The sequence below is a fragment of the Eubacterium sp. ER2 genome (genome assembly GCF_000765215.1).
Lineage (GTDB): Bacteria > Bacillota > Clostridia > Lachnospirales > Lachnospiraceae > Claveliimonas > Claveliimonas intestinigallinarum.
This window is the reverse complement of record NZ_JPJE01000008.1, coordinates 72,597-98,139: the sequence shown is the minus strand read 5'-3', so window position 1 is coordinate 98,139 and position 25,543 is coordinate 72,597. Positions and strand designations below refer to the sequence as shown.

28 protein-coding genes are annotated in these 25,543 nt (G+C 54.4%); 4 read left to right on the top strand and 24 right to left on the bottom strand.

All coding sequences use genetic code 11. The features are described from left to right. Positions 1-21 precede the first annotated feature (21 nt). Complete coding sequence (gene lexA, locus NI21_RS0103825; RefSeq protein WP_033124916.1) at positions 22-639, bottom strand: transcriptional repressor LexA; 618 nt, start codon at positions 637-639, stop codon at positions 22-24. 255 nt (positions 640-894) lie between these two features. Here lexA and NI21_RS0103820 point away from each other — a divergent pair, with 255 nt between their 5' ends. From NI21_RS0103820 to NI21_RS0103810, 3 genes are all read left to right on the top strand, one after another. Then, complete coding sequence (locus tag NI21_RS0103820) at positions 895-1,257, top strand: LysM peptidoglycan-binding domain-containing protein (protein ID WP_033124915.1); 363 nt, start codon at positions 895-897, stop codon at positions 1,255-1,257. A gap of 296 nt (positions 1,258-1,553) precedes the next feature. Then, positions 1,554-2,615, top strand: a complete 1,062-nt coding sequence (locus NI21_RS0103815; RefSeq protein WP_033124914.1) for a tyrosine-type recombinase/integrase — start codon at positions 1,554-1,556, stop codon at positions 2,613-2,615. 82 nt (positions 2,616-2,697) lie between these two features. After that, on the top strand, positions 2,698-3,432 hold the full coding sequence (locus NI21_RS0103810) for an ATP-binding protein (RefSeq protein WP_033124913.1): 735 nt from the start codon (positions 2,698-2,700) through the stop codon (positions 3,430-3,432). Positions 3,433-3,567: 135 nt separating this feature from the next. Here NI21_RS0103810 and NI21_RS0103805 read toward each other — a convergent pair whose 3' ends face one another. The 8 genes from NI21_RS0103805 to NI21_RS0103770 form a co-directional block, all read right to left on the bottom strand. Further along, positions 3,568-4,212, bottom strand: coding sequence for an AAA family ATPase (locus tag NI21_RS0103805; protein ID WP_033124912.1), 645 nt, complete (start codon positions 4,210-4,212; stop codon positions 3,568-3,570). A gap of 128 nt (positions 4,213-4,340) precedes the next feature. Further along, entirely contained in the window at positions 4,341-5,261 is a 921-nt protein-coding gene (locus NI21_RS0103800) for an RluA family pseudouridine synthase (RefSeq protein ID WP_033124911.1), read from the bottom strand. After that, positions 5,233-5,760, bottom strand: a complete 528-nt coding sequence (gene lspA, locus NI21_RS0103795; RefSeq protein WP_052083888.1) for a signal peptidase II — start codon at positions 5,758-5,760, stop codon at positions 5,233-5,235. The genes NI21_RS0103800 and lspA overlap by 29 nt, the downstream gene beginning before the upstream one ends. 31 nt (positions 5,761-5,791) lie before the next feature. Beyond that, positions 5,792-6,547: an RNA-binding protein gene (locus NI21_RS0103790; RefSeq protein WP_033124910.1), complete on the bottom strand. Its 756-nt coding sequence runs from the start codon at positions 6,545-6,547 to the stop codon at positions 5,792-5,794. Between the two features lie 17 nt (positions 6,548-6,564). After that, positions 6,565-7,182, bottom strand: a complete 618-nt coding sequence (locus NI21_RS0103785; RefSeq protein ID WP_033124909.1) for a cell division protein SepF — start codon at positions 7,180-7,182, stop codon at positions 6,565-6,567. Between the two features lie 30 nt (positions 7,183-7,212). Next, positions 7,213-7,908, bottom strand: coding sequence for a YggS family pyridoxal phosphate-dependent enzyme (locus tag NI21_RS0103780; RefSeq protein ID WP_033124908.1), 696 nt, complete (start codon positions 7,906-7,908; stop codon positions 7,213-7,215). A gap of 15 nt (positions 7,909-7,923) precedes the next feature. Then, a complete protein-coding gene (locus NI21_RS0103775) occupies positions 7,924-9,315 on the bottom strand; it encodes an HlyD family efflux transporter periplasmic adaptor subunit (RefSeq protein ID WP_052083887.1) in 1,392 nt (463 codons plus the stop codon). A 16-nt stretch (positions 9,316-9,331) separates the two neighbouring features. Beyond that, positions 9,332-10,276, bottom strand: a complete 945-nt coding sequence (locus tag NI21_RS0103770) for a TIGR01212 family radical SAM protein (protein ID WP_033124907.1) — start codon at positions 10,274-10,276, stop codon at positions 9,332-9,334. A gap of 61 nt (positions 10,277-10,337) precedes the next feature. Here NI21_RS0103770 and NI21_RS0103765 point away from each other — a divergent pair, with 61 nt between their 5' ends. Continuing rightward, complete coding sequence (locus NI21_RS0103765; RefSeq protein ID WP_033124906.1) at positions 10,338-10,550, top strand: DUF378 domain-containing protein; 213 nt, start codon at positions 10,338-10,340, stop codon at positions 10,548-10,550. A 104-nt stretch (positions 10,551-10,654) separates the two neighbouring features. Here the strand turns inward: NI21_RS0103765 and NI21_RS0103760 are convergent, their stop codons facing one another. The 15 genes from NI21_RS0103760 to NI21_RS0103690 form a co-directional block, all read right to left on the bottom strand. Next, positions 10,655-11,650 (bottom strand): D-alanyl-D-alanine carboxypeptidase family protein, encoded by a 996-nt coding sequence (locus NI21_RS0103760; RefSeq protein ID WP_052083885.1) that lies wholly within the window; start codon positions 11,648-11,650, stop codon positions 10,655-10,657. Continuing rightward, positions 11,634-12,029, bottom strand: coding sequence for a methylglyoxal synthase (locus NI21_RS0103755; RefSeq protein ID WP_033124905.1), 396 nt, complete (start codon positions 12,027-12,029; stop codon positions 11,634-11,636). Before NI21_RS0103755 ends, NI21_RS0103760 begins: the two co-directional genes overlap by 17 nt. A 17-nt stretch (positions 12,030-12,046) precedes the next feature. Further along, on the bottom strand, positions 12,047-13,195 hold the full coding sequence (locus tag NI21_RS0103750; RefSeq protein ID WP_033124904.1) for an FtsW/RodA/SpoVE family cell cycle protein: 1,149 nt from the start codon (positions 13,193-13,195) through the stop codon (positions 12,047-12,049). Beyond that, entirely contained in the window at positions 13,192-13,404 is a 213-nt protein-coding gene (gene minE, locus NI21_RS0103745) for a cell division topological specificity factor MinE (RefSeq protein ID WP_033124903.1), read from the bottom strand. The genes NI21_RS0103750 and minE overlap by 4 nt, the downstream gene beginning before the upstream one ends. 15 nt (positions 13,405-13,419) lie before the next feature. Beyond that, entirely contained in the window at positions 13,420-14,211 is a 792-nt protein-coding gene (gene minD / locus NI21_RS0103740) for a septum site-determining protein MinD (protein WP_033124902.1), read from the bottom strand. Beyond that, positions 14,193-14,783 (bottom strand): septum site-determining protein MinC, encoded by a 591-nt coding sequence (gene minC / locus NI21_RS0103735; RefSeq protein WP_052083883.1) that lies wholly within the window; start codon positions 14,781-14,783, stop codon positions 14,193-14,195. Before minC ends, minD begins: the two co-directional genes overlap by 19 nt. A gap of 42 nt (positions 14,784-14,825) precedes the next feature. After that, positions 14,826-17,708: a penicillin-binding transpeptidase domain-containing protein gene (locus NI21_RS0103730; RefSeq protein WP_171031508.1), complete on the bottom strand. Its 2,883-nt coding sequence runs from the start codon at positions 17,706-17,708 to the stop codon at positions 14,826-14,828. After that, the gene (gene mreD, locus NI21_RS0103725; RefSeq protein WP_033124900.1) at positions 17,701-18,219 is read right to left on the bottom strand and encodes a rod shape-determining protein MreD; all 519 of its coding nucleotides are present in this window, start codon (positions 18,217-18,219) and stop codon (positions 17,701-17,703) included. Before mreD ends, NI21_RS0103730 begins: the two co-directional genes overlap by 8 nt. A gap of 3 nt (positions 18,220-18,222) precedes the next feature. Continuing rightward, the gene (gene mreC, locus NI21_RS0103720) at positions 18,223-19,101 is read right to left on the bottom strand and encodes a rod shape-determining protein MreC (RefSeq protein WP_033124899.1); all 879 of its coding nucleotides are present in this window, start codon (positions 19,099-19,101) and stop codon (positions 18,223-18,225) included. A 1-nt stretch (position 19,102) separates the two neighbouring features. Continuing rightward, positions 19,103-20,125 carry a rod shape-determining protein gene (locus NI21_RS0103715; RefSeq protein ID WP_033124898.1) on the bottom strand — a complete coding sequence of 341 codons (1,023 nt, stop codon included), beginning with the start codon at positions 20,123-20,125 and terminating at the stop codon, positions 19,103-19,105. Positions 20,126-20,133: 8 nt separating this feature from the next. Further along, entirely contained in the window at positions 20,134-20,841 is a 708-nt protein-coding gene (radC, locus tag NI21_RS0103710) for a DNA repair protein RadC (protein ID WP_033124897.1), read from the bottom strand. Positions 20,842-20,879: 38 nt separating this feature from the next. Then, on the bottom strand, positions 20,880-21,140 hold the full coding sequence (locus tag NI21_RS0103705) for a DUF4321 domain-containing protein (RefSeq protein ID WP_033124896.1): 261 nt from the start codon (positions 21,138-21,140) through the stop codon (positions 20,880-20,882). A gap of 101 nt (positions 21,141-21,241) precedes the next feature. Further along, on the bottom strand, positions 21,242-22,882 hold the full coding sequence (locus tag NI21_RS0103700) for an NAD(P)/FAD-dependent oxidoreductase (protein WP_033124895.1): 1,641 nt from the start codon (positions 22,880-22,882) through the stop codon (positions 21,242-21,244). Continuing rightward, on the bottom strand, positions 22,879-24,201 hold the full coding sequence (locus NI21_RS0103695; protein ID WP_081957957.1) for an aminoacetone oxidase family FAD-binding enzyme: 1,323 nt from the start codon (positions 24,199-24,201) through the stop codon (positions 22,879-22,881). Before NI21_RS0103695 ends, NI21_RS0103700 begins: the two co-directional genes overlap by 4 nt. Continuing rightward, positions 24,198-25,487, bottom strand: coding sequence for a methionine gamma-lyase family protein (locus NI21_RS0103690; RefSeq protein WP_033124894.1), 1,290 nt, complete (start codon positions 25,485-25,487; stop codon positions 24,198-24,200). The genes NI21_RS0103695 and NI21_RS0103690 overlap by 4 nt, the downstream gene beginning before the upstream one ends. Between the last annotated feature and the right edge of the window lie 56 nt (positions 25,488-25,543).

Here is a 25,543-nt window from a genome sequence, read left to right as displayed (position 1 = left end):
TTTATAGGAAATAAAGAAAAATCATCTGAAAAACCGGAACACGCCGATCACCTTTCCTAAAATCTGAACGTCGGTCACGATAATGGGATCCATGAAATCGTTCTCCGGCTGCAGGCGGATGACACCTTCCTCCCTGTAGAACGTCTTGACTGTCGCCCCGTCCTCAATCAGAGCGACAACCATATCCCCGTTGGACGCCGTATGGCACTCCTCGACCAGCACATAGTCGCCGTCTAGAATTCCGGCGTTGATCATGCTTTCTCCCTTGACAGTCAGCATGAAGGTATGATTGTTTGGCAGCATCTCCACCGGAATGGGGAAGTAGTTCTCAATGTTTTCCTGGGCCAGGATCGGCTCTCCGGCCGCCACTCGTCCTAGGAGGGGCACATTGGTCACCTCCCGTCTGGTGAGATTGAAGGTGTCATCCAAAATCTCAATGGCCCTCGGCTTGGTGGGGTCTCTTCTGATATATCCGTTCTTTTCCAGTGTCTCCAGATGGGCGTGGACAGAGGAGGTGGACTTCAGATGAACCGCCTCACATATATCCCGGACAGAGGGCGGAAATCCCCGCGTCAGGATCTGATCCTTGATAAACTCTAATATTTCTTTCTGCTTTGGGCTGATCTTTCCCTGCGACATGTAGCTTTCCCCCTTGTAATATGTACAATCAAAAATTAACTAATAACATTCTAACATATGCCCATGTAAAAGGCAAACAAATGTTTAGAAAATATGTTCGATTTTTTCACTTCAGACTATTGACAAACAAATGTTCGCATACTATAATCAGAAGCATAGAAAGAACGTTCGTTCGATAGAAGAAAATCATGATTTTTATATGAAGCACAGCAACGAGGGATGTATTTTATCCAGTTAAGAAGAGGGGAATATGAGATGAACGCACACAGATTACATGCAGCAAGCAAGAGAAGAAGAGAAGTATACAGGGAAAAGTTTATTCTGGTCACTGCGGCCGTTCTCATCGCAGTCCTCTGCAGTATATTCGCAGTCAGAGGCATGCGCTTTGTACAGGCGAAGGACAGCTCTGACGCAGAAAGCGCCTACAGGTACTACAAGAGCATTGAGCTTAAGGCCGGCGACACACTGTGGGACATTGCCGAGACATACGCCGATGCGTGCAGTCTCTCTGTGCCGGAGTATGTACAGGAACTGAAGGCGATCAATGGTCTCAGGGGCGATCTGATCCATGAAGATCAGCATCTCACCATTGTATACTGTGACAATGCGTACAGATAATATAATATAGCTAAAATATAGATTATACATTCCAATCGATATATAGGCTTTCTAAAGCTTTATATATAATTATACACTCACCCAGGGACGGTATCTCAGAGGCGCTTCCTTCCATACCGAAAGGAGAAGCAGACGGATACCGTCTATTTATATATTATATATACTGTAATATACCAAAACAGATCTATACGTAAAATACCGATTTTTCCAAAAGATGTGGACAAAATCCGGTGTTTCCAGTATAATTTCCATGTGGGATTATAAATGTTATTTCAAGCAAAGGGGTCAATACAATTATGAAGGATACAAAGAGCTATCATGAGCAGACGGTGATCGACTACACGCTGCGCCTCAGGGAAATACTGAAAACCCTGCCTCCGTTTGCAAAGGATTTCTTCCGGGCCATCGAGCCTCATTCATCCATCCGCACACGGATGAACTATGCGTATGATATCCGTGTCTTTTTTCATTTTCTGATGGAAAACAATCCAGTCTACAAAAATTACACAATAGATCAGTTCAAGGTCTCTGACCTGGAAAAGCTGGAGCCGGTGGATATTGAGGAATATATGGAATATCTGAAGGTATACAGGCGTGACGATGATGAACTGATGACCAACGGGGAAAAAGGGCTTGCAAGGAAGATGTCCGCCCTGCGGAGCTTTTACGCCTATTACCACAAGCACCAATATATCAGCAGTAACCCGACACTGCTTGTAGACATGCCAAAGCAGCATGAAAAGGCCATCATCCGCCTGGATCCTGACGAGGTTGCTCTCCTGCTTGATTATGTCGAGTCATGCGGAAGCCGACTGACCGGACAGGCAAAGGTATACTACGAAAAGACAAGGGAAAGAGATCTGGCGATCCTGACTCTCCTTCTGGGAACCGGCATCCGTGTCTCCGAGTGTGTGGGCCTTGACCTGCAGGATGTGGACTTCAAAAATGACGGCATCACTATCACCAGAAAGGGAGGCAACCAGATGGTTGTCTACTTCGGATCCGAGGTAGAAAAGGCTCTCAGAATTTACATGGAGGGGAGCCGCAAGGCTGCCACTCCTCTCCCCGGCCACGAGAACGCCCTCTTCCTCTCCACTCAGAGGCGACGCATGGGTGTTCAGGCTGTGGAGAACATGGTGAAGAAATATGCACGCCAGGTAACGCCGAACAAAAAGATCACGCCCCACAAGTTGCGCAGCACCTACGGCACCTCTCTCTATAAGGAGACCGGGGACATCTATCTGGTGGCCGATGTGTTGGGGCACAAGGACGTGAACACGACAAAGAAACACTATGCGGCCATTGATGAGAACAGACGCCGCCAGGCGGCCTCCGCGGTTCACCTGCGGGAAAAATAATCAGTATTCATAATTTTTTTACGGAAACCCTGTGCGGATTATTCGAAAAAATTCAGAGATAAGAAAGGAATTACTTACCATTATGAAATTACAGCAGCTTTTGAGCTACACGAGAAAGGCAGTAGACGAATATCAGATGATCAACGAGGGAGATCACATTGCCGTGGGCATCTCCGGCGGGAAGGACAGCCTCACCCTTCTCTACGCTCTCCACGGCCTTAAGAGGTTCTATCCCAACCATTTTGAGCTCAGCGCCGTCACCGTAGACCTGGGCTATGAGAAATGCGATTTCACACCGGTAAAGGAGCTCTGTCAGGAGCTGGATGTTCCCTACCGCATTGTGAAGACCGACATTGCCCACATTCTTTTCGAGGAACGCAAGGAGAGCAATCCCTGTTCCCTGTGCGCCAAGATGCGGAAGGGAGCCCTCAACCAGGCCGTAAAGGAAATGGGCTGCAACAAGGTGGCCTACGCTCACCACAGGGATGACATCATTGAGACCATGCTCCTCTCACTGATCTTCGAGGGACGCTTCTACTCCTTCTCCCCCCGGACCTACCTGGACCGGATGGATCTGACAGTGATCCGCCCCATCATGTTCGTGGACGAGGCGGATGTGATCGGCTTTAAAAATAAATATAATCTGCCAGTGGTGAAGAGCCGCTGTCCCATCGACGGATACACGAAGCGCCAGTATGCCAAGGAGCTGGTGCGCCAGCTGAACCAGGAGCATCCCGGCGCAAAGCAGAGAATGTTCACAGCCATCCTGAACGGGAATATCAAGGGCTGGCCGGAGCGCGTCATCCACACGCGTTAGCCTCCGGAATAGCTGTGTATGGAAAACGGGATGCGCAAAAAACTCTATGGGAAGGGGATTGCTCCTCTCCACATAGAGTTTTTTTTCAATGAATATTCTTTACTTGATAGCCCGCTGTTTTTCAGCCCAAGGCTCCTACAGCTTCTTCTCCCGGTCGCTCTCCTTGATGGCCACGAGCTGCTTGATAGCCTCCGCCGTTCCCTCAATGCCGAGCACAGAGCTGTCCAGACATACATCATAGCTCTCTGCGTCCGACCACTTTTTGTTCGTATAGTAATTGTAGTAGCTGGAGCGCTGCTTGTCTGTCTTCTGGATCATCTCTTTTGCCTTGGCGTCTGTCAGATTGTAAATCCTGGCGATCCTGCGGATCCTTGCCTCCATCTTCGCGTGTATGAACACGGTCAGCACATTGTCAAACTCCTCCAGGGCATAGTCCGCGCAGCGGCCTACCAGAATACAGGGGCCCTCACTGGCAATCTTCTTGATGGCGTCAAACTGTGCCAGAAAGACCTTGTGGTTGATCGGCATATCCGTATAGCTTCCTGAAGAATATCCAAGGGAATATGTGTCCATGACAAGGGAATACAGAAAGCTGTTGGTGGGCTTCTCGTCGTGGGCCTCGAACAGCTCCTCGCAGATGCCGCTCTCCTTTGCCGCCCGGTTCAGCATCTCCTTGTCATACAGCTTGATGCCGAAATCATCAGCGATCTTATATCCGATCTCACGGCCCGCGCTTCCAAATTCTCTTCCTATGGTAATAATCGTACTTGTCTTTTCCATACTACCCACACTCCTTCTTGTTGATCCTGTCAATACATACTCTGAAATAAGTATTAATGTATGGATGCTTTTTTATTTATTAAGCATTATACAACAATTTAGTGAAAATGTATAGAATTATATGAAAATTATTGTCTATTTTTTCTAAGTCGATCTAATAATTGGACAAAATACGCCGGGAGAGGAGCCTCCACCTCCAGGTACTCGCCTGTGCGGGGATGGACGATGCCAAGCGTCCGGGCGTGCAGTGTCTGGCCCTGGAGCCCCTTGAAGGGACATTTGGCCGGGCCGTAGACCGCGTCTCCCAGCAGGGGATGCCCGATGGAGGCCATGTGGACACGGATCTGGTGGGTCCGTCCTGTCTCCAGCTGGCACTGGATGTAGGTATAATCCCCGAAGCGCTCCAGGACTCTGTAGTGGGTCACAGCTCTCCTTGCGTTCTTCGCCCTTGTGCTCATCTTTTTCCGGTCCGTAGGATGTCTGCCGATGGGGGCGTCCACCATCCCCTCCTCCTCCTTTATATTGCCGTGGACAATGGCCTCGTAGATCCGCCGGATGGAGTGGTCCTTCAGCTGTGCGGACAGGCTCTGATGGGCGCTGTCGTTCTTGCACACTACCAGGGAGCCGGTTGTGTCCATGTCGATCCGGTGGACGATGCCCGGCCGGACTACGCCGTTGATGCCCGACAGGTTATCGCCGCAGTGGAACATGAGGGCATTGACCAGAGTGCCGCTGTAGTGTCCGGGAGCCGGGTGGACTACCATGCCCTTCGGCTTGTTCACGATGATAATGTCCTCATCCTCGTACAGAATGTCCAGCGGAAGGTCCTCAGCGGCGATTTCCGGCTCTTTCAGCTCGGGAACAGTTACTTTTATGCTGTCATCAAAACAAAGCCTGTAATTTGCTTTTACAGGCTTTCCATTGACTTCTATGAGATTGTCTTTGATCAGCTTCTGGATGTGGGAGCGGGACAGCTCCGGCATCTCCAGCGAGAGATACTTGTCGATCCTCTCCCCCTCATCATTTTCGACTGTGAAAAATGTATTCAAGATCCTCCTCCTTATAGTACAGCAGCAGAAGCACTGCCAGAAGTACGGCGGACAGAGTCACGAATATATCCGCCACATTAAAGACCGGGAAATCGATCAGCTCAAAATAAAAGAAGTCCACCACGTATCCGAGCCGCACCCGATCGATCAGATTGCCCAGCGCCCCGGAGACGATGAACACCGCGCAGACCCGCAGAGGAACAAATTTCCTTCCCGCCGGAATGCGCGTGTAGACAAGGAGTACGGCCACAAGTATGACCGCTGTGATGATGTAGAAAAACCACTGCTGGCCCTGCAGCACGCCAAAGGCAGCTCCCCGGTTCTCCAGATAGGTCAGCCGGAAGACGCCGGGGATCAGATCTGTTCCGCCGGTTCCCCGCAGGTGCAGGACAGCCATATGCTTGCTCCACTGATCCAGGATCACCCCGGCCGCGATGATGAGGAGAGCCGCTATATAATTTCCCGCTGTTTTTTTATATGCTGTTGTCTTTTCAGGCATTGTTGCCATTTCTCCGCAAGCCTCCGCTTTTCTAAATATATTTTCCAACCTGGATATACTGGCGCCCCTTCTTTGTCTCCGAGAGGATGCCCTGGTACACCAGCTTGCCCATGCCCCTGACAGAGATAATGTCCTCCTCCTTCAGGCGGTATCCGTTGGAGGTGATCAGCTTTCCGTTGACAAACACCTTGCCGCCCTCAATGAGACCTGTGAGCCGGCTCCTGGACATGGGGAAGGCAACGGACAGCACTGTGTCCAGCCGCACCGATGCAACCGTCCCCTTGATCGTCTCCAGGCGGGGCGCAAAGGAGAAGGCGGTCTCGTCTATCTTTTCCGTCCTCACTACGGTGTGGCGTATCCTGGTGAGCTGATCGCAGATAAAATCCGCCATAGCATCCGTCACAAAGACGTGGCAGACGCTGTCCTCCACAAGCAGATCCCCCAGGCAGCTTCTCTCGATCCCCAGGTTCAGGATCCCGCCCAGGAAATCCCTGTGAGAGAGATCCTCGGCAAATTTCCGGTTGGCCGGGCTGATCCTGAGCACAGATATGGGGTAACGATAGTCATAATAAAGAGCATCAGGCAGAAAAGCAACCATCTGACGCTCCGCAGGCTCATAACCCCCATACGTCTCATACCTGGAAGGAAAGAGATCTCTGGGGGTTGTGTGCAGTATATTCAGTTCATTCAAATTCAGAAAATCTGAAAAAGTGACTATATCCCTTTTGTATGAAAGATTAGACAGTTCGATCAGACGCTTCTGAAGCATCAGTTCCTCTTTGTTCATGTCCCGTCAGACGTCCTCTAAAATCTTGTGCGCATGGATGACGCGTCAAAGGAGGTTCCCAGCAGATCCTGCAGGTCTCCGGAAATATCTACATTTGTCGGCGTCACAAGGAATATGTAATTGGAAATTTTCTGCAGATTACCGTTGATGGCAAAGGTCGCGCCGGAAGTAAAGTCGATAATCCTCTGTGCCACCTCCAGATCCAGTCCCTCCAGGTTCAGGATCACGGTGCGGCCGCTCAGGAGCGTCTCTGTGATTTCTCTCGCGTCCTCGACAGAGGATGGCTTGATTACGCAGACCTCCATATTGGGAGCCTGTCTTCTGGAAGAAGGCTGGCGCATAGGTGTGACCTTGCTGCTTCCGCCTGACTGATGGGAGGAGTGGGAGCTTCTTGAAGAAGACTGCCTTGCAGGTCTCTCCTCGTAATCATCATCATAGTCATCGTAATCGTCGTCGCGGTCACGGCTGTTATCTTTTCCTTTATTGAACTTGGAGAGAAGCCCGCCCTTCTTTGACGATCTGTCCTCGTAGTCGTCATCCTCGTAGTCATCGTCATCGAAGAAATCATCGTTCTCGTAATCGTCATCGTCATCGCTCAATTTCATAATGTCAAGAAACTTATCTAATACTCCCATTTTTCAAATTCTCCTATCTTACGTTTATCTTTAACTCAGAGCATAATTGCGCGCGCCAAACAGGCCTGTCCCGACCCGCACCATCGTCGCGCCCTCTTCGACCGCCACCTCATAATCATTGGTCATGCCCATCGAGAGAATACTCATAGTAACATTATCAACTTTTTTTGCCCCTATGTCAACAGATAAGTTGCGCAAACAGCGAAAATATGGACGATTTTCTTCCGGATTTTCCACAAAAGGAGCTATTGTCATCAATCCGCACACTTTTATGTGGGAAAATTTGGCGATTTCATCCACCACCTGCTCCACTTCATTCACCTTCAGACCGAACTTGCTCTCCTCCTCGGCCACATTGACCTCCAACAGAATGTTAGCTGTCAGTCCATGCTTGGCTGCCTCCTTCTCTATGGTCTCGGCGAGGCGCACAGAGTCCACGGAGTGGATCAGATCCACCTTGTCTATGATGTACTTGACCTTGTTTCGCTGAAGATGTCCGATCATATGCCAGTGGATGTCCTTTGGAAGGGCTTCGTATTTCTCCACGATCTCCTGCACCTTATTCTCACCGAAAACTCTTGTGCCGAAATCGTAGGCCTCCCGCAGCATCTCCACAGGCTTTGTCTTGCTCACGGCGATCAGGGTCACCTCCTTCGGATCCCGCCCTGCCCGCTCACAGGCCTTTCGGATGTTCTCTTCCACCTGTCTGAAATTTTCCTGCAGCATTACCGCATCACTCCTTTAAAATATGATCTCGTTCTCATGAATGTCGCTGCCGTCCAGCGCTATATGGTCGTAGTTGGTCAGTCCGTAGTCGTTTCCGGACTGCACGATATAGTATTCTTCGTTCTCACACAGGATCTCCACCTGGGTGAATTCCGCATACCCTTTGTTTATGTTGAAGACTCCCCGCAGCGTCCCCTTCTCGCTGAGAGTACAGGTCTCGCTGGAGTCCGGCTTCACAAGAACCGTCCCCGCCTTAAAGGCGTCCTCATCCAGATAGACCATTCCCGTCTCATTGTCCCGGTAGTAGACCTCCGCCCTCTCAAATGTGGTGGTATTCTCGTCCGTCTGCACGAGCACGCCATCCTGGCTTGTGTCCCCGCCCTGAGTGATGTAGTCCTGGGGAACCGTGTAAAATTCCTTCTCCACCACAGAGGATTTGGGGATCTTCAGCCCCGACTCGTCCTCCAGCACAAGCTGAATATCCAGGAACCTCTCGCCCACATACCGCACCATGGACTCATTGAAGGTGATGAAGCCAAGATTGACATCCTTGTCCTCTGTATTGTAGATGGAAAGGCTGCCCCTGGCGGTCTCGTTGTCCTTGGAAAAGCGCACCTGCACGGTGGATGTATCGGCAAGCTCCTGGGCCATGTCCTCGTTCAGGATGATGACCACGGACCACTCCTCCTCTGTCACCAGCTTGTACGCCGCGTCCCCCGCCTTCACCTTTGCGTTGTCTGTCAGCTCCGTGCTCTTGTAATTCGCTCTGGACAGCATATCCGCCGTCACCTGATCCGCCGTGAGTCCCTCGTATCCGTCCACAGAGTAGACGATGACGCCGTCATCAGCCGCCTGGTAGGCGGTGACGCCTTCCGCTCCGCCCTGGATCAGGGCCGCTAGCTGGGACTGTTTGCTCTGGGAGGAGCTGCTGGTGAGAATATTCTCCACTGTATCCTTGAAGGTGTAGACCTCCTCAAACCGGTTGTCCTGAAAATTCCCGCTGAAGCTCTGGGTCTGCTGGAGGATCATCTGCTGCTCCTCCGACGAGACAGCCTGCTCCTCCTGGGCGTCCGCCTGCCCGGAGGAGGAAAAGTCCAGCTTCTCCGGAGAAATGCTGTACACATTTGTCTTTTTCCCCACCTTGCTCCCCTCCGGGACAAAGTAGTTGATATAGCCCTCCGTCTCCGCGTTCACCACCGTCTCATGGCGCAGGACAAGGCCGGTGTAGGCGTTGTCCCTGAAGATGGATCCCTCTCGGACCTCATAGGCTGTGATGTGCTTCGCCGTGGCGTAGGTGAGGACTGTCACGATCAGATAGACGAGGATAACTCCAAAAATTACAATCCCTATATTAAAATTCCATTTTTTCCGGTAAACCTGAATATTTCCCTGTGCTTTTCCAGACAAACTGTTGCCTCCTGTGTCATTTCCTTAATGCCGATCCGCCGAGATAGTGAAAATATTTCCCCTGCCAGGCGTCCCTCTCCCTCATCCTCTTCTCTGCCTCGTCCCGCAGCTTCCACCAGCTGGTTCCCCAGTTGCAGAAGACAGCCTCCTCCCTGGGGATGCGTCCGAAGAGCCGCTCCACGGCGATATCCGGGCTGAGATAGGACAGGAAAGCGATGAGGCGATCCATATACTCCTCTTTAGAACATACGGATATTGTACCATTTTCGTAGGCTTCGCACAACACCGTGTTTTTGGGGATGTAGAGGGAATGGATCTTGACTGTGTCTACCTGGAGGGCCGACAGCACCCTGGCTGTCTCCACTGCGTCCTCCAGCTCGTCTCCCGGATAATTCAGGATCACGTGGGCACAGATCTGAAAGCCATAGTTCCGTATCTGCAGCACCGCGTCTATGAACTCCGCCAGACCGTGTCCCCGGTTCATCCTCTTAAGGGTGCGGTAATTGACCGTCTGCAGTCCCAGCTCCAGGCAGATTTCTGTCCCCCGCCTTCTTCGCAGATCGCCCAGCACCTCCAGATAGGAAGGGGACACACAGTCCGGCCTTGTGGATATGTCGATCTCCACAATATCTCTCTCCCCTGCCGCCTCCTCCGTATAGGCCCTGAAATCCTCCAGAGGAAGATAGGTGTTGGTATAGTTCTGGAAGTAGGCGATAAACTTATGGGCCTTGTATCTTCGCTCGATCTTCTCCCGCGTCCTCCTAAGCTGCTCTCCCACTGTCAGATCCGGAGAGAGGGCCTCAAATCCGGTGCCGGACGCCGCGCAGAAGGTACAGCCCCCATGGCCGTCCACGCGGTTAGGGCAGGTGACAGGAAGGTTGACAGGCAGCTTGTACACCTTTTCGCCATATATTTTTTTCAAATATTCAGAATAGGGAAAGTATAATTTTTTCTCTGGCATGAATTTCAAAAATCCTTTCAGGGCATACTAGCACTATCTGATGAATAAAGGAGGGACTTTCATGAAATGGCTTGACAATATTTCACTGGCACTCGTTATCATCGGTGCTGTCAACTGGCTTCTGGTAGGTATTTTCCGCTTTGATCTTGTCGCCTTTCTCTTCGGAAATCTGACATGGCTTTCAAGGATCGTCTATACCCTGGTTGGGCTCTGCGGTCTGTACGCCATCAGTTTTTTCGGAAGGATCAGAAACGCGTCCGACTCAGGAGTCTGATAGATCAAATGCACGGCTGCGGCCGCATTTACACAAGGCAGGAGGGGTATCCTGGTATACCATACCGGATGCCCCTCCTTATTATGCGCACAGGCGCTTTCTTTTTATTCTGACGAGCCGCTGTCCGCTCCTCCCAGGGTGGGAATCTGATCGATCATAGCCGTCATGTCCTCATAGAGGAGAGGCTTGTCCTCCGCTCCCATGACGATGGAGATATAGTAGTCCCCGTCCGGCGCCTGATCCAGAAGGACAAGGCAGTTTCCGGCCTCCCCTGTGTAGCCGGTCTTTCCGCCGATGACCGTAGCGCCCGTGGGAAGAGCAGCCTCACCTCTTGCGTAGAAGTTGGTGGGCTCCCAGGTGACGGACCGCACGGTGCCGTCGGCGCCGGTGATCTGCGCAGTGTAGGAGTCTGCGCTGATAATGTCCACAAACTCTTCGTACTTGATGCTCTCATTGAAGATGAGGTACAGATCATAGGCTGTGGTGTAGTGGTTCTCATCGTGAAGACCGTTGGGCGTCACAAAATGAGTCCCAGTGGCCATCAGGCTCTGGGCCTCCTCGTTGACCATCTCCATGAACTCTTCCTCCGTGCCCGCCACATACTCTGCAATGGCCACAGCGCTGTCATTTCCGGAGGGGAGCATCAGCCCGTACAGAAGATCCCGCATGGTGAGCTGATCCCCGGTCTGCAGTCCGGCAACAGAGGCGTCCCAGGAAAAGCTGGAGGCCGCGCCTGCGCTGCCGACTGTGACGATATCGTCCAGGTTGCTGTTCTTGATGGCCACCAGCGCCGTCAGTATCTTTGTAGTGCTGGCCGGATAGAGCCTGGTAAACAGATCCTGGCCGTAGATCACTTCCCCGTCGGTGACATTAAAAAGCCCCTCCGCGTGGAGAGAGCTGTCGCCCTCAAAGCCATCCAGGGAGACATCCCCGCCGGCGACGCACAGATCCTCGGCAAAGAGCTCGGCCTGGTACATATTTTTGTTGTAGTTTTCCTTCTCGTAGGACAGGACCGCGTCGCTTGCGCCGCACCCTGTCAGACCCAGCAGGACGCCGGAAAGCCCTCCTGCCAGTATGAGTTTCTTACCTGTACATTTCACGCCAATCCAAATCTCCTCTGTCAATTGCAAGAACTATAATCTCGGCCGTGGCGAGATTAGTCGCCATGGGGATATTGTGCATATCACACAGCCGGATCACGTCGTTAACCTCAGGCTCGTGAGGCTTGGGACTCTGCGGATCCCGGAGAAAAATGAGAGCGTCAATGTCGTTCTGCGCGATCTGCGCTCCCAGCTGCTGTTTTCCACCAAGCGGTCCTGCCAGGTATTTATGGACCGAAAGGTTGGTTACCTCCTCGATGAGACGGCCCGTGGTCCCGGTGGCGAACAGATTGTGTTTGCTCAAAATCCCCCGGTAGGCGATGCAGAAGTTCTGCATCAGAGTCTTCTTGGAGTCGTGTGCGATCAGGCCAATATTCATACAATGCATCCTCCTCATTAAAGTGTAGTTAGTTTATCCTGATATTTCTTCGGCTGCAGTCCCACATTGAGCACAAATCCGATCCCGAGATACATGCTTCCGAGAGACGTAAGGCCGTAGCTGACAAACGGCAGCGGTATGCCCGTATTGGGGATGATCTGGGTGGCAACCGCTATATTGATAAATGTCTGGATCCCTATGAGGGCTCCGACCCCACAGCATATGATCTTTCCCGTCACATCCTGCGCTCTTATCCCTATCAGTATACATTGTATCACTATAAGGAGGAGCAATGCAATAAAAATACAACATCCCACAAAGCCTAATTCCTCTCCCACAATGGCAAAGATAAAGTCCGTCTGGGGCTCCAGGATAAAGTTTCCGTTCTTCACCGAAGTGGTGGTGTTGTTGTTAAGTCCCTTCCCGGTGAGCTGCCCCGAACCGATAGCTATGACCGAGTTGTTCTGCTGATAGGCCTCATCGCTCGCGTACTCCTCCGGATTCAGCCAGGCCAGGATACGCTTCTGCTGGTAGTCGTCCAGGATCTTCTGATCCGGCTGCACGACAATGCTCAGGAAAATAACGGCCACCGGCACTGTGATCAGGAGCACCATGCCGATAAATTTGTAGGACAGGCCGCCCACATACATGAGCACGCAGAAGAGAGTCGCCGTACAGATGGTGGTGGAAAGGTTCGGCTCCTCAAAGATGAGGGCCAGCGGGACAAGGATGAGCGCCACCGCCTTCAGGATGGTCCGCCTGCTGCTTAAATCCTCCTCATGCTTCATGATAAATCTGGCAAAGAAGACAATAAGGAATATCTTTGCCAGCTCCGATGGCTGGAAATTGGTAAATCCAAGATTGATCCATCTCCTGGCCCCGTTTACCACCTCTCCCACACCGGGTATCAGCACGATCGCCAGCATCCCAACCGACAGAAAGTAGAAGAGCCAATAGAAATTGGCGATCCACACATAGTCAATCAGAGAGACGACCACCATGAGCAGAATAGACCCGGCAAGCCCGATAAGCTGCCGTCCCTGGTAGGCCTCGTTGGCGCTGCCTATGACGAGAACGCCCAGGCAGGAGGTGGCCAGCACAAGGACAATAAGACTGAATTTATAATCTTTTAAGCGATAAGGTTTTGTTATTTTTAAAAATTTCACTGCTTTTCTCCTGTAAGTCTGATATGTACGTGCGTCCTGCTGTAGGAGACGTCGAATTCCTCGGGTGTAATTTCCATATATTTGGAAAGGACCTGGTAGAGCTCATGGCTGATCCTCTCGCAGGCCTCCGGCTGACATTTCATGCGGTCCGACACGACCAGGACCTTCAGCCTGTCCTTTGCGATCCGCACAGAAGAACGTCTTCCCATACTCCCGATGCCTCCTTAATTTTTATGAAATATATGAGTCAGTCTGGACCAGATTCCGTTCCCGGCCTCCAGATCCAGAAAAGGGACCTCCTCGCCTGCGATCCGCCTGCATATATTCCTGTAGGCCTCCCCGGCTCTCGACTCCATGGAGATGACAGGCTCGCCCTGGTTGGTGCCGATGACTACCTGCTCGTCGTCCGGTATGGCGCCGATGAGGGGGATGGACAAAATCTCCGTCACATCGTCCACTGACATCATGTCTCCTCTCCTCACCATATCCATCCGGATCCGGTTGATGATGAGGTCGATCCTGCTGATCTTCTCCGCCTCCAGCAGGCCCACGATGCGGTCCGCGTCCCGGATGGCCGACACCTCCGGCGTGGTCACTACCACCGCCCTGTCCGCGCCGGCTATGGCGTTCTGAAAGCCCTGCTCGATCCCTGCCGGACAGTCCAGAAGGATATAGTCGTAGGTCTCCTTAAGCTCTGAGGTGAGCTTTTTCATCTGTCCCGGGGACACGGCCGTCTTGTCCTTTGTCTGGGCTGACGGGAGCAGATAGAGATTTTCATACCGCTTGTCCCGGATCAGCGCCTGCTTCAGTCTGCACTTTCCCTCTATAACATCCACAAGATTGTACACAATAAAATTTTCCAGGCCCATGACAACGTCCAGGTTCCGAAGACCCAGATCCGTGTCAATGATGATGACCTTTTTGCCTTGCATTGAAAGACCTGCTCCGATATTTGCGGTGGTGGTCGTCTTCCCGACACCGCCTTTTCCCGATGTGATTACGATAACTTCGCCCATGAATAACTTCCTCCTATTACTGGTTTCACTTTTCTGCCGCCTATGCGGAGTTTTTCCGGTTCCATGCAAAGGGCTGCCACAAAGACATCTGTCCTTCCGGACGCGCCGGCCTGGGCGCTTCCGTACAGACCGCCGACCACCACGATGCTCCCCTTGGAGACAACGGTAGCTCCCTCCTCTACATCTCCCACGATCACGATGCTGGTCTCCGACTCAAGCACCTGATTTCTCTTCAGTGTCCCCCTGTAGAAACGGCCGTCCTGCCTGGGCATTTCGGCCTGCGTCTGTTCTACGGCGCTTCTGTATATTTTCTCGTTCTTCTCGTCATGATCCAGTATACACAAGATCTGTATTCCCGCGGAGCCGGAGATCGCTTCCACTATCTGCCGCTCCTGGTCTTTTGTAAGAATACGGTTTTCCAGGCTGACCGCCATCTCAGCTCCCGCGAAGAAATGGGCGGCCGCCCTAAATTTACTCTCTGTCTCCTCCAGCAGCTCCTCAAAGGGAACTCTGTCGTCCAGATAGACTGCCAGACCGTATTTGCTTCCCTTGATCATGACATGGTCTTTCAAAACGTACTATCATCTCCCAACCTGGTTATTGATCCTCGGTTTTTAGTCCCCGGAGGTATGGACTGTGATCTCAGCGGCCTGCCCTGTGATGAGCTGCGCGCTGTCTGTTATCTGATAGTAGTACTGGAATATATTGCTGCCCACCTCCGAAGCGTAGCTGGAGCTGTAGCCGTTGGCGATGCGGACCGCCATGGCTATCTCAGGATTGTCGCTGGGGGCAAAGCCCACAAACAGTCCGTGATCCGCGTGGGTGGTGCTCTGCTGGGCGGTACCGGTCTTTCCGGACACACTCAGAGAGCTGGCGTTGATAGCTGTAAACACGGAACTATTCTTCACCACGCCCGCCATGCCGGCGTGGACCGCGTCCCAGGTGGACGAAGAGACGCCGTCGATGGTCCGGGCCTCCCCGTTCTGGTACTCCTCCACCACTTCACCGTCCACATTCTCCACCCGGTCCAGAAGGGTCAGCTCGTAGAGAGTGCCCTCGTTAGCCACGGCTGTGATGTACCGGGCCAGCTGACTGGTGGTGTAGTTGTTTGTGCCCTGTCCCATGGCGGAGCGGACAGAGTCCTCGTCGGAGATCTTCGGATCCATCTCCGGTATCTCCAGACCGCTCGTCTCGCCGAGGCCGAACATCTCCGCGTATTTTCTCAGCCGCTCCAGGCCGTACTCGCTGGAGTAGCTGCCGTCCTGCATACCCAGCTGGTAGCCGATGTTGTTGAAAAACTCGTTACAGGAGTTTGTGATGCCGCTGACCACGTTCATGGTTCCGTGCCCTGCCGGGTATACCCAGCAGTGAACCTCCGGGCTGATCACGTCGAAGTTACCGTCACAGTATACGGTAGTGCCTGTATCGATGACACCCTCTGTCAGGCCAGCCACAGCCACAAGGGGCTTGTACGTGGATCCGGGAGCCGTAGTCTCCTGCGTGGCGCTGTTGTAGAAGGGCCTGGAGGTGCTGGTGTTCAGTTCGTTATAGTAATCGCTGTCCATGGTGTTGGCCAGCCGGTTGTTGTCGTATCCCGGGTAGGAGACACAGGCCAGCACATCCCCGCTGTCCGTGTCCGTGATCACCACAGATCCGCGGCATGGCTCCAGTCCCAGCTGTCCCGGGGTGATCTCCAGCGTCTGGAGCTTCCCTCTGAGGAAGTCGTAGGCCCCTGTGGCACCTGACGCCAGATTGTTGTACTGGGTCTCATCCATGGGGAGCACGCCCTGCTCATACAGGATCATGCACAGCTCTCTTCCCGTCACAGTTCCCGCCTTGATCATATACTGGTATATCAGCTTGTCAAAGTCCGTGCTGTTTTGGAGCCTGTCCGTCACATAGGAGACCATGGCGCTGTACACCTCCGCGGAGTCTGAGTAGTTTCCCTCCGAGGAGAGATAGTCCTGCAGCTTGGAGGCATCCACCCAGTTCTGGGAGATTGCGTAGTTGAGGTAGGTGTATATGTTGATAGTCTCCTCGTTTTTCCACTGCTGGTAGGTCTCATCGCTTGTGTCGATGGAGTCGCTCATGATGACTCCGTTCTCTCCGGTCAACACCTCATTCACCACGTGGGACAGATAGGCCTGCCACTCCCGGGTCATATCCCTGTAGGCGGAAGCATTGCCATCCTGCATGATAGAGGCCAGCTGGGAGAGGACCTGCTCCTTGTAGGGGGCGAATTTACCGTACACAGACTGCTCCGCGCCCCCAGCGTCCGCCGCCGAAAAATGGCTCATGTCCACAATGTTGTTGTCTATAAACGCGTTGTAGGCGTCGCCGCTTGCCACGATGACGTCCGCCGCGTCCTCCGACTTTGTCCTGTCGTAGTCCAGGATGTCCTGCATGCGGGACAGGAGGATACCTGCCAGCTCCTGCTCCAGGATGTCGTAGGCCGCCTTCTGGAGATCGGCATCAATGGTCAGGTACACGTCGTTCCCGGCCTTTGGCTCTGTCTCTCCCACTGTGTCAATGACCCGTCCCACGCTGTTCACGTAAAGCTTGACCTCGCCTTTATCCCCCTGGAGCGTGTTGTCCAGCACCTGCTCCAGACCGGATTTGCCCACCGTGTCTGTCAGGTCATACTGCTCCTGCTCGTCCTTGCTGAGGGCATTGTACTCCTCCTGGGAGATCTGGCCTGTGTAGCCGATGAGATTGGCAAAGTACTTGCTGTCCGTGTACCGTCTCAGAGACTCCTCCGCGATGTCCACGCCCTGGAGCTCGTCCATGTGCTCCATGATTTCCGCTACCGTCTCGTCGCTCACATCCTCCGCCACGGTGGTGGGGATATATTTCTGGAAGCTGTTGAGCCCGATGGCATAGCGGATGTTCACCATCTTGAGCACCTGAGAGCGCTCCAGCTCATCCTGGTCGATGCCGTAGCCGTAAGTCTTGTCCGTGCAGAGGTAGTCGATGATCTGGGCGGCGGACATATTCTTTTGCTCCTCGTCCAGACTGTCGATATAGCTCTCCCCGAACACGTCGGCCACAAACCGGAGCCGCTGGGTCTCGTCTGTCATGGAGAACTGATACTCATTATTGGCATCCAGCACAATGCTGAAGTCACTGATCACCGAGTCCCCGTGCCCCTCCACAATCTCTATGATGCGGGTGATCTCCTCGTTGAGAGCCTTGTTCTTCTCGGCTGTAGTGTCATACACCCCATTGTCCTCGATGGTGACCGAGTAGGCCAGCTCGTTGTAGGCCAGAAGCTTGCCGTTTCTGTCATAGATGTTTCCTCTGGTTCCCTGTATGGTCCTCGTCTTCTGGATCTGAAGGATATAGTCATCCAGGTAGGACTGGCCATTCACGATCTGAAGCTGAAAAAGCCGCCCCACCAGAATGGAAAACATGATGCAGAAGACGATGATGGTCACGACTGCCCTTCTCTGGAACAGTTCGTAAATTCCTGATTTAATGCGTTCCCAAATACTATACAAACCTGCTTGCACTCCTTTGTTCTTCGGCCTCTAGTTTACGGTTCACGTGTAGTATGATCTGATACAGAAGAATCGTCACCAGAATGGTGTAGACCAGCTCCGGCAGGATCACATGTGTCAGATAATATCCAAAACGGAAGTCCCCCTGCATCATAAAGAAGCAGACATAGACGATCAGGCCGTAAGCCAGCTCGCTCCCGGCGATCAGTCCCAGAGGCAGCTTGATATCCTCGTCAAAGAACAGCCGCTTAAAGCTGCCGTTGAGATACCCAATCACGGTAAAGATCAGCGTGTAAAATCCCAGCACGCCTCCCCAGCACACATCCATCAGAAGGCCGCAGGAGAACCCTACCGCCATCCCCGTCTTCCTGCCCCGCATAAACCCGAAGGCAGAGGTCAGGACGATCATCAGATTGGGCCGTATGGATGCGAACTGAAGCCTGGAAAAAACTGTGGCCTGCAGAAGGAAACACACGATGATAAAGCAGGCTGTGATGATCTTTCTCTTCATAGTCTACTCTCCTTTGTCCCCCGACCCGTCTGTCTCCGTCAGATCCGCCTTTGTGGTGGTGATGACAAGCACCTCCTGGAGATTGCTGAAATCCACCGCGGGGGTGATGTAGCCTGAACGGGTCAGATTGTTTGCATCCACATTGATCTCTGATATATATCCGATGAACAGGCCCTGGAGATAGGTGGAGCTGATATGGGACGTCACCACCTGCTCTCCCACCTGGATCTCGTTGTCGTTGTTTGGCAGATTTTCAAAGCGGATCCGCCCATCCTCCATCAGAGTCAGATCGCCCCGCACAATACACAGATCCGAGGTGGACAGGACCATCCCGCTGATGTTGCTCTCATCGTCGATGACCGCGCGGACCTGGGCGTAGTTGGGACCCACCTCTGTCACGATACCGGCCAGTCCGCTGCCGGCCAGTACATTCATATCCTTTCGGATCCCGTCCTCGCTTCCCTTGTCGATGGTAAAGGAGCTGAACCAGTTGGTACCATTATTGGCAATCACATGGGCGCCCACCTTCTCATAGTCGCCGTAATTCTGGTCCAGCTTGTAGAGCTCCTGCAGCCGCTCCAGTTCATACTGCTCCTGGTTCAGTCTCGTGTTGTCTATGGTGAGCTGATCCACTCTCTCCTGGAGCTGCTCGTTTTCCTTGCGAAGATCGCTGAGGGTGGCAAAATTGTCCGTCAGGTCGCCCATCCATGTCCCCACGTAGCTGATCCCCCTCTGCATGGGGATGATGGTATAGTTTGCGATCCAGCTCAAGGGACCGCCTCCGTCCATAAAACGCTCCGCGCCGAGAAGAATGCCGCACACGATCACAAGTATCAGAAGCACATATTTACTTGGAAGGGTATTTTGATTTTTGATCTTCATACTATCTCATCCACCTATAATTTTCATCCAGCATGGAATATGCCAGTTTTTTCAGTTCCTTGGACTGAATGATCTGCTTCAGTCCCGTCACGGCACAGATGTCCGGGTCGATGGCTGTCCGCACGCGGATGCCTGTCATCTCCTCCATGTAAACCTCAAGCCCAGGCAGATTGGCCAGCCCTCCGGTGAGAAAGATGCCGTTTTTGTAGATGGCCTTGCGCACCTCCGGCGGGGTCCTGTCCAGAAGGGACTCGATCCCCCTGACGCACTCCTCTAAAGGCTCCTTCACGGCGGCCCGCACCAGGCTGATGGAGATCTCCCTCTGCTGGGGCACGCCGGTGATAAGATCCCGCCCCGCCACAGTCATGGAGGCTGTGTTGTCCTCGCTGAACACGCCGAACCTCTTGCGGAGGATCTCCGCCGTGACCCTGCCGATCAGGAAGTCATGGTTGTACCGGACGAGCTGGGCCACCGCATGGTCCAGGGTGATGCCCCCCACCTTTAAAAGCCGGTTCAGCACGATACCTCCCCCTGCCAGCACGGAGAGCTCTGTGGTCTCCCCACCCAGGTTGACGATGAAAAGCCCCTTTGTGTTCTGCACGTCCAGGTTCAGTCCCACCGCGTCGGCGATCCCCCGCTCCACAATGTTGACCTCACGGGCCCTGGCAGTGGAGTGGATCACCAGGTCAAAGAAAGCCTTCTTCTCCACCTCCGTCACATCTGTGGGGACGGCGATCACATACTCCGCCCCCCTGGCAAAGCCCCTATCCTTTTTCAGCAGCCCCTGCAGGAGATACTGCATGTGGTCAAACCGTGAGATAACCCCATGCTTCATGGGAAACACCACCTGTATATTGGCCGGGGCCTTCTCATACATCTCAAAAGCCTCGTCCCCCACGGCAAACACTTCCTTTTTGTTTGCTATGGCTATGACATCCTTCTCCTTCCAGATTGCATCCTTCTTTTTATCATATACTTTGATCTCGTAGGAGCCGAGATCAAGCCCGTATATATTTCGTGCCATTTTTGACCTTATCCTTTCGTGTATAACAGCCCCTCTTCCCGGAAGCTGATATAACAATTATTCCCAATAATGATATGATCTAACAATTCTATCCCGATTAATTCTCCCGCCTGCCGGATTCGCTCCGTGGCGGCGATATCCGCCCCGCTGGGAGCCGGGTCACCGCTTGGATGATTGTGCAGGAGGATGACGGACACGGCCTCCATCCTGAGAGCCTCCACGAAAATCTCCCTGGGGTTGGCAAGGGAGGCGTTCACTGTCCCCTTGTACACATCCTTCTCCCCAATCAGCGCAGATTTCGTATTCAGCATCAGCAGCTTCATATGCTCCTGCCTGAGATGACGCATGTCCTCCATGTAATATCTGGCCACCGACGCGGGCGAGGAGAAGTCCAGTCCCTTTTCCGCCGTCTCCTTGGCCAGTCTTCTCGCCAGCTCCATAAGACAGAGGAGCTGGATGGATTTCACCCGGCCCACTCCCCTGATCTTCTGAAATTTTTCTCTCGTAAAGCTGTGAAGCCCGCTTAAGTTCCCGCCTCCGGCTGTCAGGATGCGCCGGCATATATCCAGCACATTCTCGCCTCTGGTCCCGGTCCTTAAAAGGACAGCCAAAAGCTCCGCATCACTTAAATTCTTCTCTCCCAGGCGCTCGCACTTCTCGTACGGGCGCTCAGACACCAGGAGATCTTTCATTTTACTTGTGTTTCTCTGAGTCATCTTTTGCAGACACCTATAACACTCCCAAAGAGGCCCTGTTACAGGAAGCGATAGATTATGATTGCCAGAACCATTCCGATAATGCTGGCTATGGTGATCTTCACCGACAGCCCGAAGGTGATGACAAGTATGCCCAAATTCAGCACCACCGGTTCATCCAGCCCAAAGGTCTGCCCGTAGCTCAGCCAGCTAAAAGCCCCTGTATCCTGTGCCAGCATGCCGATAAAACCTCCCAGGACAATTCCTGCCAGAATAAGCAGAAATAAGGCCCAGGAATTTTTACTGCCTGCTCCTCTCATATGTACTCCACCTCACATCATTCTTAAGTTTTCTTTCAAAAACTCAATATATTCTACCATATTTCAAAAAAAGTGTATAGCCTCATTCCATTAAAAATTTCTTAATCATTCGCACTTTTGTCGAAGGGACGGTATTTTCTGGCGACAGCCTCGGCCACCTTCATGCCGTCCATGGCAGCCGACATAATGCCGCCCGCGTAGCCCGCCCCCTCGCCGCAGGGATAGAGCCCCGGAAGTTGGCTCTGCAGCCCCTCATCCCGGAGGATCCGCACCGGGGAGGAGGTGCGGCTCTCCACGCCGGAGAGGACCGCGTCCTCCCGGTCATAGCCGGGCAGCTTTTTCCCAAACTCCCGTATGCCCCTTGCGATGGCGTCTCCGATCTCCTCCGGGAAAATCCCCCGCACATCGCCGAAGCAGAAGTCCCCTCTGATCTGGGGCTCCACCTCCCCGATGTGATCCGACACCCTTCCCCGGCAGAAATCGCCGTAGAGCTGAACGGGCACCTTGCCCTGGCCCGCCTGCCAGGCACGCTCCTCCAGCCTTCTCTGAAATTCCACTCCCGCCAGGGGGCCCTCCCCGCCAAAGTCCTGCGGAGTCACCGTGACGATGACGGCGCTGTTGGCGTTCCGGCCGGCCCGGTCATGGTAGCTCATGCCGTTCACCGCCAGGCGCCCCTCCTCGGAGGAGGCGTTCACCACATACCCTCCGGGACACATGCAGAAGGTGTAGACGCCTCGCCCCTCCGGCAGCTGGCAGGTCAGCTTGTAGGCCGCCGCGGGCAGACCGCCGGGGCGCTTTTCCCCCTCCTCCATGCCATACTGATCCCTGTCGATCATGGCCTGGGGATGCTCCGCCCGGACGCCCACCGCAAAGGCCTTGGCCTCCATGGGTATTTTCTTCTCGTGCAGCATGGAAAATGTGTCCCGGGCGCTGTGTCCCACTGCCAGGATAAGAGCCTGGGTCCTCTCCATGATCGTCTCCCCGGACAGAGTGTCCTGAAGCTCCAGGGAGAGAACCCCCTCCTCCCCCAGGACCGGCTCCAGAGACACAAGCTGGGTGTGAAAGCAGACCTGTCCGCCCAGCCTGATGATATCCTCCCGCATCCGGGTCACCACTCGGATCAGAAGGTCAGTGCCGATGTGGGGCTTGGCATCCCAGGCGATCTCCTCAGGAGCCCCGTGGTCCCGCAGGATCTCCAGGACCTTTCGGTTCCGGCCAAATTTGTCCTTCACCAGGGTGTTCAGCTTTCCGTCCGAGAAGGTGCCGGCGCCGCCCTCTCCGAACTGGACATTGGAGCGGGTGTCCAGGACACCTGTCTCCCAGAATTTCTCCACGTCCTTTTTCCTCTGCTGTGCCTCCATGCCCCGCTCCACTACCAGTGGGCGATAGCCGTGGAGAGCCAGCATGTAGGCGGCAAAGATACCTGCCGGGCCAAAGCCCGCCACCACCGGCCTGTGCTTCAGCTCCTCCGGCCCCTGCTCCGGGAAGCGATACCCCGCCTCCTTTGCCTGCTGGATATTTTTGTCCCGGTTTTTGCGCAAAAGAGCCTTCTCCCCCTTTACGGAGACGTCCACCGTGTACACGTAAAAGAGCTCCGGCTTCCTTCTGGCGTCCAGGGACCTCCTGACGATCCTGTAGGAGAAATCCTCACCGCCCTTCAGCCGCAGCGCCTTCCCGATCTTCTCCCTGAGCTGTTCCGGAGTGTGTCCTGTGTGCAGCTTCAGCTGTTGAATACGTATCATCGCCCTCTCCTGTCCTTTCTGCTGTTCTCTCTGCCGTCCTTTTCCCGGCCCACTTTCCTGCCTGTCCTCTTATCTATCCTCTTATCCGCCGTCTTCGCGGCCGCGCTTCCCGCCAGCCATCCGGAGGCCCAGGCCCACTGCAGATTATAGCCGCCGCACATGCCATCCACATCCAGCAGCTCTCCCGCAAGGAAGAGCCCCGGAGTAAGGCGGGACTCCATGGTCTCCGGGGAAATCTCCCCCAGGGGCACGCCGCCGGCGCACACCTGAGCCTGGTCAAAGGAGTTGGTGCCTGTAATGTTCATCCGCAGATGCTTACAGGTGCCCGCAAGTCTCACAAGAGCCTCTCTGTCTACGTCCCCCATCTTTTCCTTCCAGCGGATGCGGCTCCCGGTCAGCAGCACAGGGGCCAGCTTTCTGTGGAACAGGCCGTGGAGGAACTCCTCCGCCGTATTGCCCGCGAACACGCCTCTGCGCCCCTCCAGGAGATGAAACGCCTCCCTCTCACTCATGGCGGGCAGAAAATCAAGCAGAACGTACACCTCTTGCTTTCGGTCCAGAGCCATGGACGCAAAGCGGCTCACCTGAAAGACCGGGATGCCGGAGATTCCGTAGTCTGTAAACTGCACCTCCCCGGTGTCGCAGGAGACCTCTTTCCCCTCCACAAAAAGGCTGACCCGGGCCTCCGCCCGGACGCCTGACAGCTTCCCTGTAAATCCGGCGTCCGACCGAAGCTGCACCAGGGCGGGCAGCGGGCGGATCATCGAGTGTCCCAGCCCTTTTGCCAGAGCGTATCCGCTGCCGTCGCTTCCAAGGGCCGGCGCCGCCTTTCCCCCGGCTGCCAGGATGAGCGCATCCCCGGTGCAGAAGGAGCGCTTTCCGTCTGCGCCGGCAAGACTGAGACGAAAGCCCTCTTCTTTCACCTCAGCCCTCTCCACAGTCACCCCTGTGCGGACCTCCACTCCCTGCCGCTTCAGCTCCATGGCCAGGGCCTCACGCACCGCGGCAGCCTGGTCGCTGGCCGGATAGACCAGGGTGCCCCTTGTCTTTGTCAAAAGCCCCAGCTCTGCAAAAAAGCGCAGCGTATCCTCCGGGCCGAAGGCCGAGAGGACCTGCTCGATGGTCCCCCGGTCTCCGCCCCGGAAATACACTGCTTTCATGTCCATATTCGTGAGATTGCACCGGCCGTTCCCTGTAGAGAGGATCTTCTTTCCGGGCATCTCCTTTTTCTCAAGTATCGTCACCAGGGCGCCCTGTCTGGCCGCCGCTATAGCGGCAGTCATGCCGGCCGCCCCGCCTCCGGCGATCAGTATTCTCATAGAGTGACCAGCCCTTTCCGCACCAGGTATTCCAGTGACATCAGTATGCCCAGCTTTGCGTGAGGCCAGGTGAGACCTCCCTGGAAGTAGACGGCGTAGGGCGGCTTGATGGGAGCGTCCGCTGAGAGCTCGATGGAGGATCCCGGCACAAAGGCTCCCGCCGCCATGATCACATCGCTGTCGTACCCCGGCATGGCCCAGGGCTCCGGCGTCACATAGGAGTCCACCGGGGCCGCCGCCTGGATCCCCTGGCAGAAGGCGATGACCCCCTCCGGCGTGCCAAGCTCCACTGCCTGGATAATGTCGTGACGGCTCTCCTTTCCGTCAGGCACCACCTGAAAGCCGCAGGACTCATAGATATTGGCCGCCAGGATGGCGCCCTTCAGGGCGCTGGCCACCACGGTGGGCGCCAGGAAAAGTCCCTGGTAAAAGGACTGCATGACACCCAGGGTAGCCCCCACCTCACGTCCCAGGCCCGGGGAGGTGAGCCGATAGGCACAGTTCTCGATGAGTTCCTCCCGTCCCGCAATGTACCCGCCGATGGGCGCCAGGCCGCCGCCTGGGTTCTTGATGAGGGAGCCCACCACCATGTCGGCCCCCACATCGCTTGGCTCAGTCAGCTCCACAAACTCTCCGTAGCAGTTGTCCACCATGCAGATGAGATCCGGGCGGATCTTCTTCACAAAGGCGATCAGCTCCCCGATCTGGGCCACAGAGAAGCTGGGCCGGGTCTGATACCCCTTGGACCGCTGGATAGTGACCAGCTTTGTCCTCTCATTGATGGCCTTCCTGATATTCTCGTAGTCAAAGGTACCGTCCTCCAGCAGATCCACCTGCCGGTAGGTCACGCCGTACTCGGCCAGTGACCCGCGGGAGGGGCGGATGCCGATGACCTCCTCCAGAGTGTCGTAGGGCTTGCCCGCAGGCGAGAGGAGCTCATCCCCGGGCCGCAGATTGGCGGCCAGCGCCACGCAGAGAGCGTGGGTCCCGCAGGCGATCTGAGGCCGCACCAGGGCGCTCTCCGTGTGGAACACGCTGGCGTACACCTTCTCCAGTGTCTCCCTTCCCAGATCGTCGTAGCCGTAGCCGCTGGTGTAGTGGAAGCATCCCTCGCTGACCCGGTTCTCCTGCATGGCCCGGATCACCTTCATCTGGTTGTACTCCGCAGTCCTGTCAATGGCCGCAAACCGCTCCTTAAGCTTCTCCTCCATCTGTCTTCCAAACCTGTATACTTTTTCGGATATCCCCATCTTTTCATACATCCGGGTCATCTGTTCATCCTGCATTGTCTTACTCCTTTTTCATTTCTGTCTGTATCCGCCCGCGCCGCTATCCGTCCGAC

What these genes read in the sequence shown, in the direction of transcription:
- lexA (WP_033124916.1), bottom strand. Translation starts at nt 639, where the DNA reads ATGTCGCAGGGAAAGATCAGCCCAAAGCAGAAAGAAATATTAGAGTTT.
- NI21_RS0103820 (WP_033124915.1), top strand. Translation starts at nt 895, where the DNA reads ATGAACGCACACAGATTACATGCAGCAAGCAAGAGAAGAAGAGAAGTA.
- NI21_RS0103815 (WP_033124914.1), top strand. Translation starts at nt 1,554, where the DNA reads ATGAAGGATACAAAGAGCTATCATGAGCAGACGGTGATCGACTACACG.
- NI21_RS0103810 (WP_033124913.1), top strand. Translation starts at nt 2,698, where the DNA reads ATGAAATTACAGCAGCTTTTGAGCTACACGAGAAAGGCAGTAGACGAA.
- NI21_RS0103805 (WP_033124912.1), bottom strand. Translation starts at nt 4,212, where the DNA reads ATGGAAAAGACAAGTACGATTATTACCATAGGAAGAGAATTTGGAAGC.
- lspA (WP_052083888.1), bottom strand. Translation starts at nt 5,760, where the DNA reads ATGCCTGAAAAGACAACAGCATATAAAAAAACAGCGGGAAATTATATA.
- NI21_RS0103790 (WP_033124910.1), bottom strand. Translation starts at nt 6,547, where the DNA reads ATGAACAAAGAGGAACTGATGCTTCAGAAGCGTCTGATCGAACTGTCT.
- NI21_RS0103785 (WP_033124909.1), bottom strand. Translation starts at nt 7,182, where the DNA reads ATGGGAGTATTAGATAAGTTTCTTGACATTATGAAATTGAGCGATGAC.
- NI21_RS0103780 (WP_033124908.1), bottom strand. Translation starts at nt 7,908, where the DNA reads ATGCTGCAGGAAAATTTCAGACAGGTGGAAGAGAACATCCGAAAGGCC.
- NI21_RS0103770 (WP_033124907.1), bottom strand. Translation starts at nt 10,276, where the DNA reads ATGCCAGAGAAAAAATTATACTTTCCCTATTCTGAATATTTGAAAAAA.
- NI21_RS0103765 (WP_033124906.1), top strand. Translation starts at nt 10,338, where the DNA reads ATGAAATGGCTTGACAATATTTCACTGGCACTCGTTATCATCGGTGCT.
- NI21_RS0103755 (WP_033124905.1), bottom strand. Translation starts at nt 12,029, where the DNA reads ATGAATATTGGCCTGATCGCACACGACTCCAAGAAGACTCTGATGCAG.
- minE (WP_033124903.1), bottom strand. Translation starts at nt 13,404, where the DNA reads ATGGGAAGACGTTCTTCTGTGCGGATCGCAAAGGACAGGCTGAAGGTC.
- minD (WP_033124902.1), bottom strand. Translation starts at nt 14,211, where the DNA reads ATGGGCGAAGTTATCGTAATCACATCGGGAAAAGGCGGTGTCGGGAAG.
- mreD (WP_033124900.1), bottom strand. Translation starts at nt 18,219, where the DNA reads ATGAAGAGAAAGATCATCACAGCCTGCTTTATCATCGTGTGTTTCCTT.
- mreC (WP_033124899.1), bottom strand. Translation starts at nt 19,101, where the DNA reads ATGAAGATCAAAAATCAAAATACCCTTCCAAGTAAATATGTGCTTCTG.
- NI21_RS0103715 (WP_033124898.1), bottom strand. Translation starts at nt 20,125, where the DNA reads ATGGCACGAAATATATACGGGCTTGATCTCGGCTCCTACGAGATCAAA.
- radC (WP_033124897.1), bottom strand. Translation starts at nt 20,841, where the DNA reads ATGACTCAGAGAAACACAAGTAAAATGAAAGATCTCCTGGTGTCTGAG.
- NI21_RS0103705 (WP_033124896.1), bottom strand. Translation starts at nt 21,140, where the DNA reads ATGAGAGGAGCAGGCAGTAAAAATTCCTGGGCCTTATTTCTGCTTATT.
- NI21_RS0103700 (WP_033124895.1), bottom strand. Translation starts at nt 22,882, where the DNA reads ATGATACGTATTCAACAGCTGAAGCTGCACACAGGACACACTCCGGAA.
- NI21_RS0103695 (WP_081957957.1), bottom strand. Translation starts at nt 24,201, where the DNA reads ATGAGAATACTGATCGCCGGAGGCGGGGCGGCCGGCATGACTGCCGCT.
- NI21_RS0103690 (WP_033124894.1), bottom strand. Translation starts at nt 25,487, where the DNA reads ATGCAGGATGAACAGATGACCCGGATGTATGAAAAGATGGGGATATCC.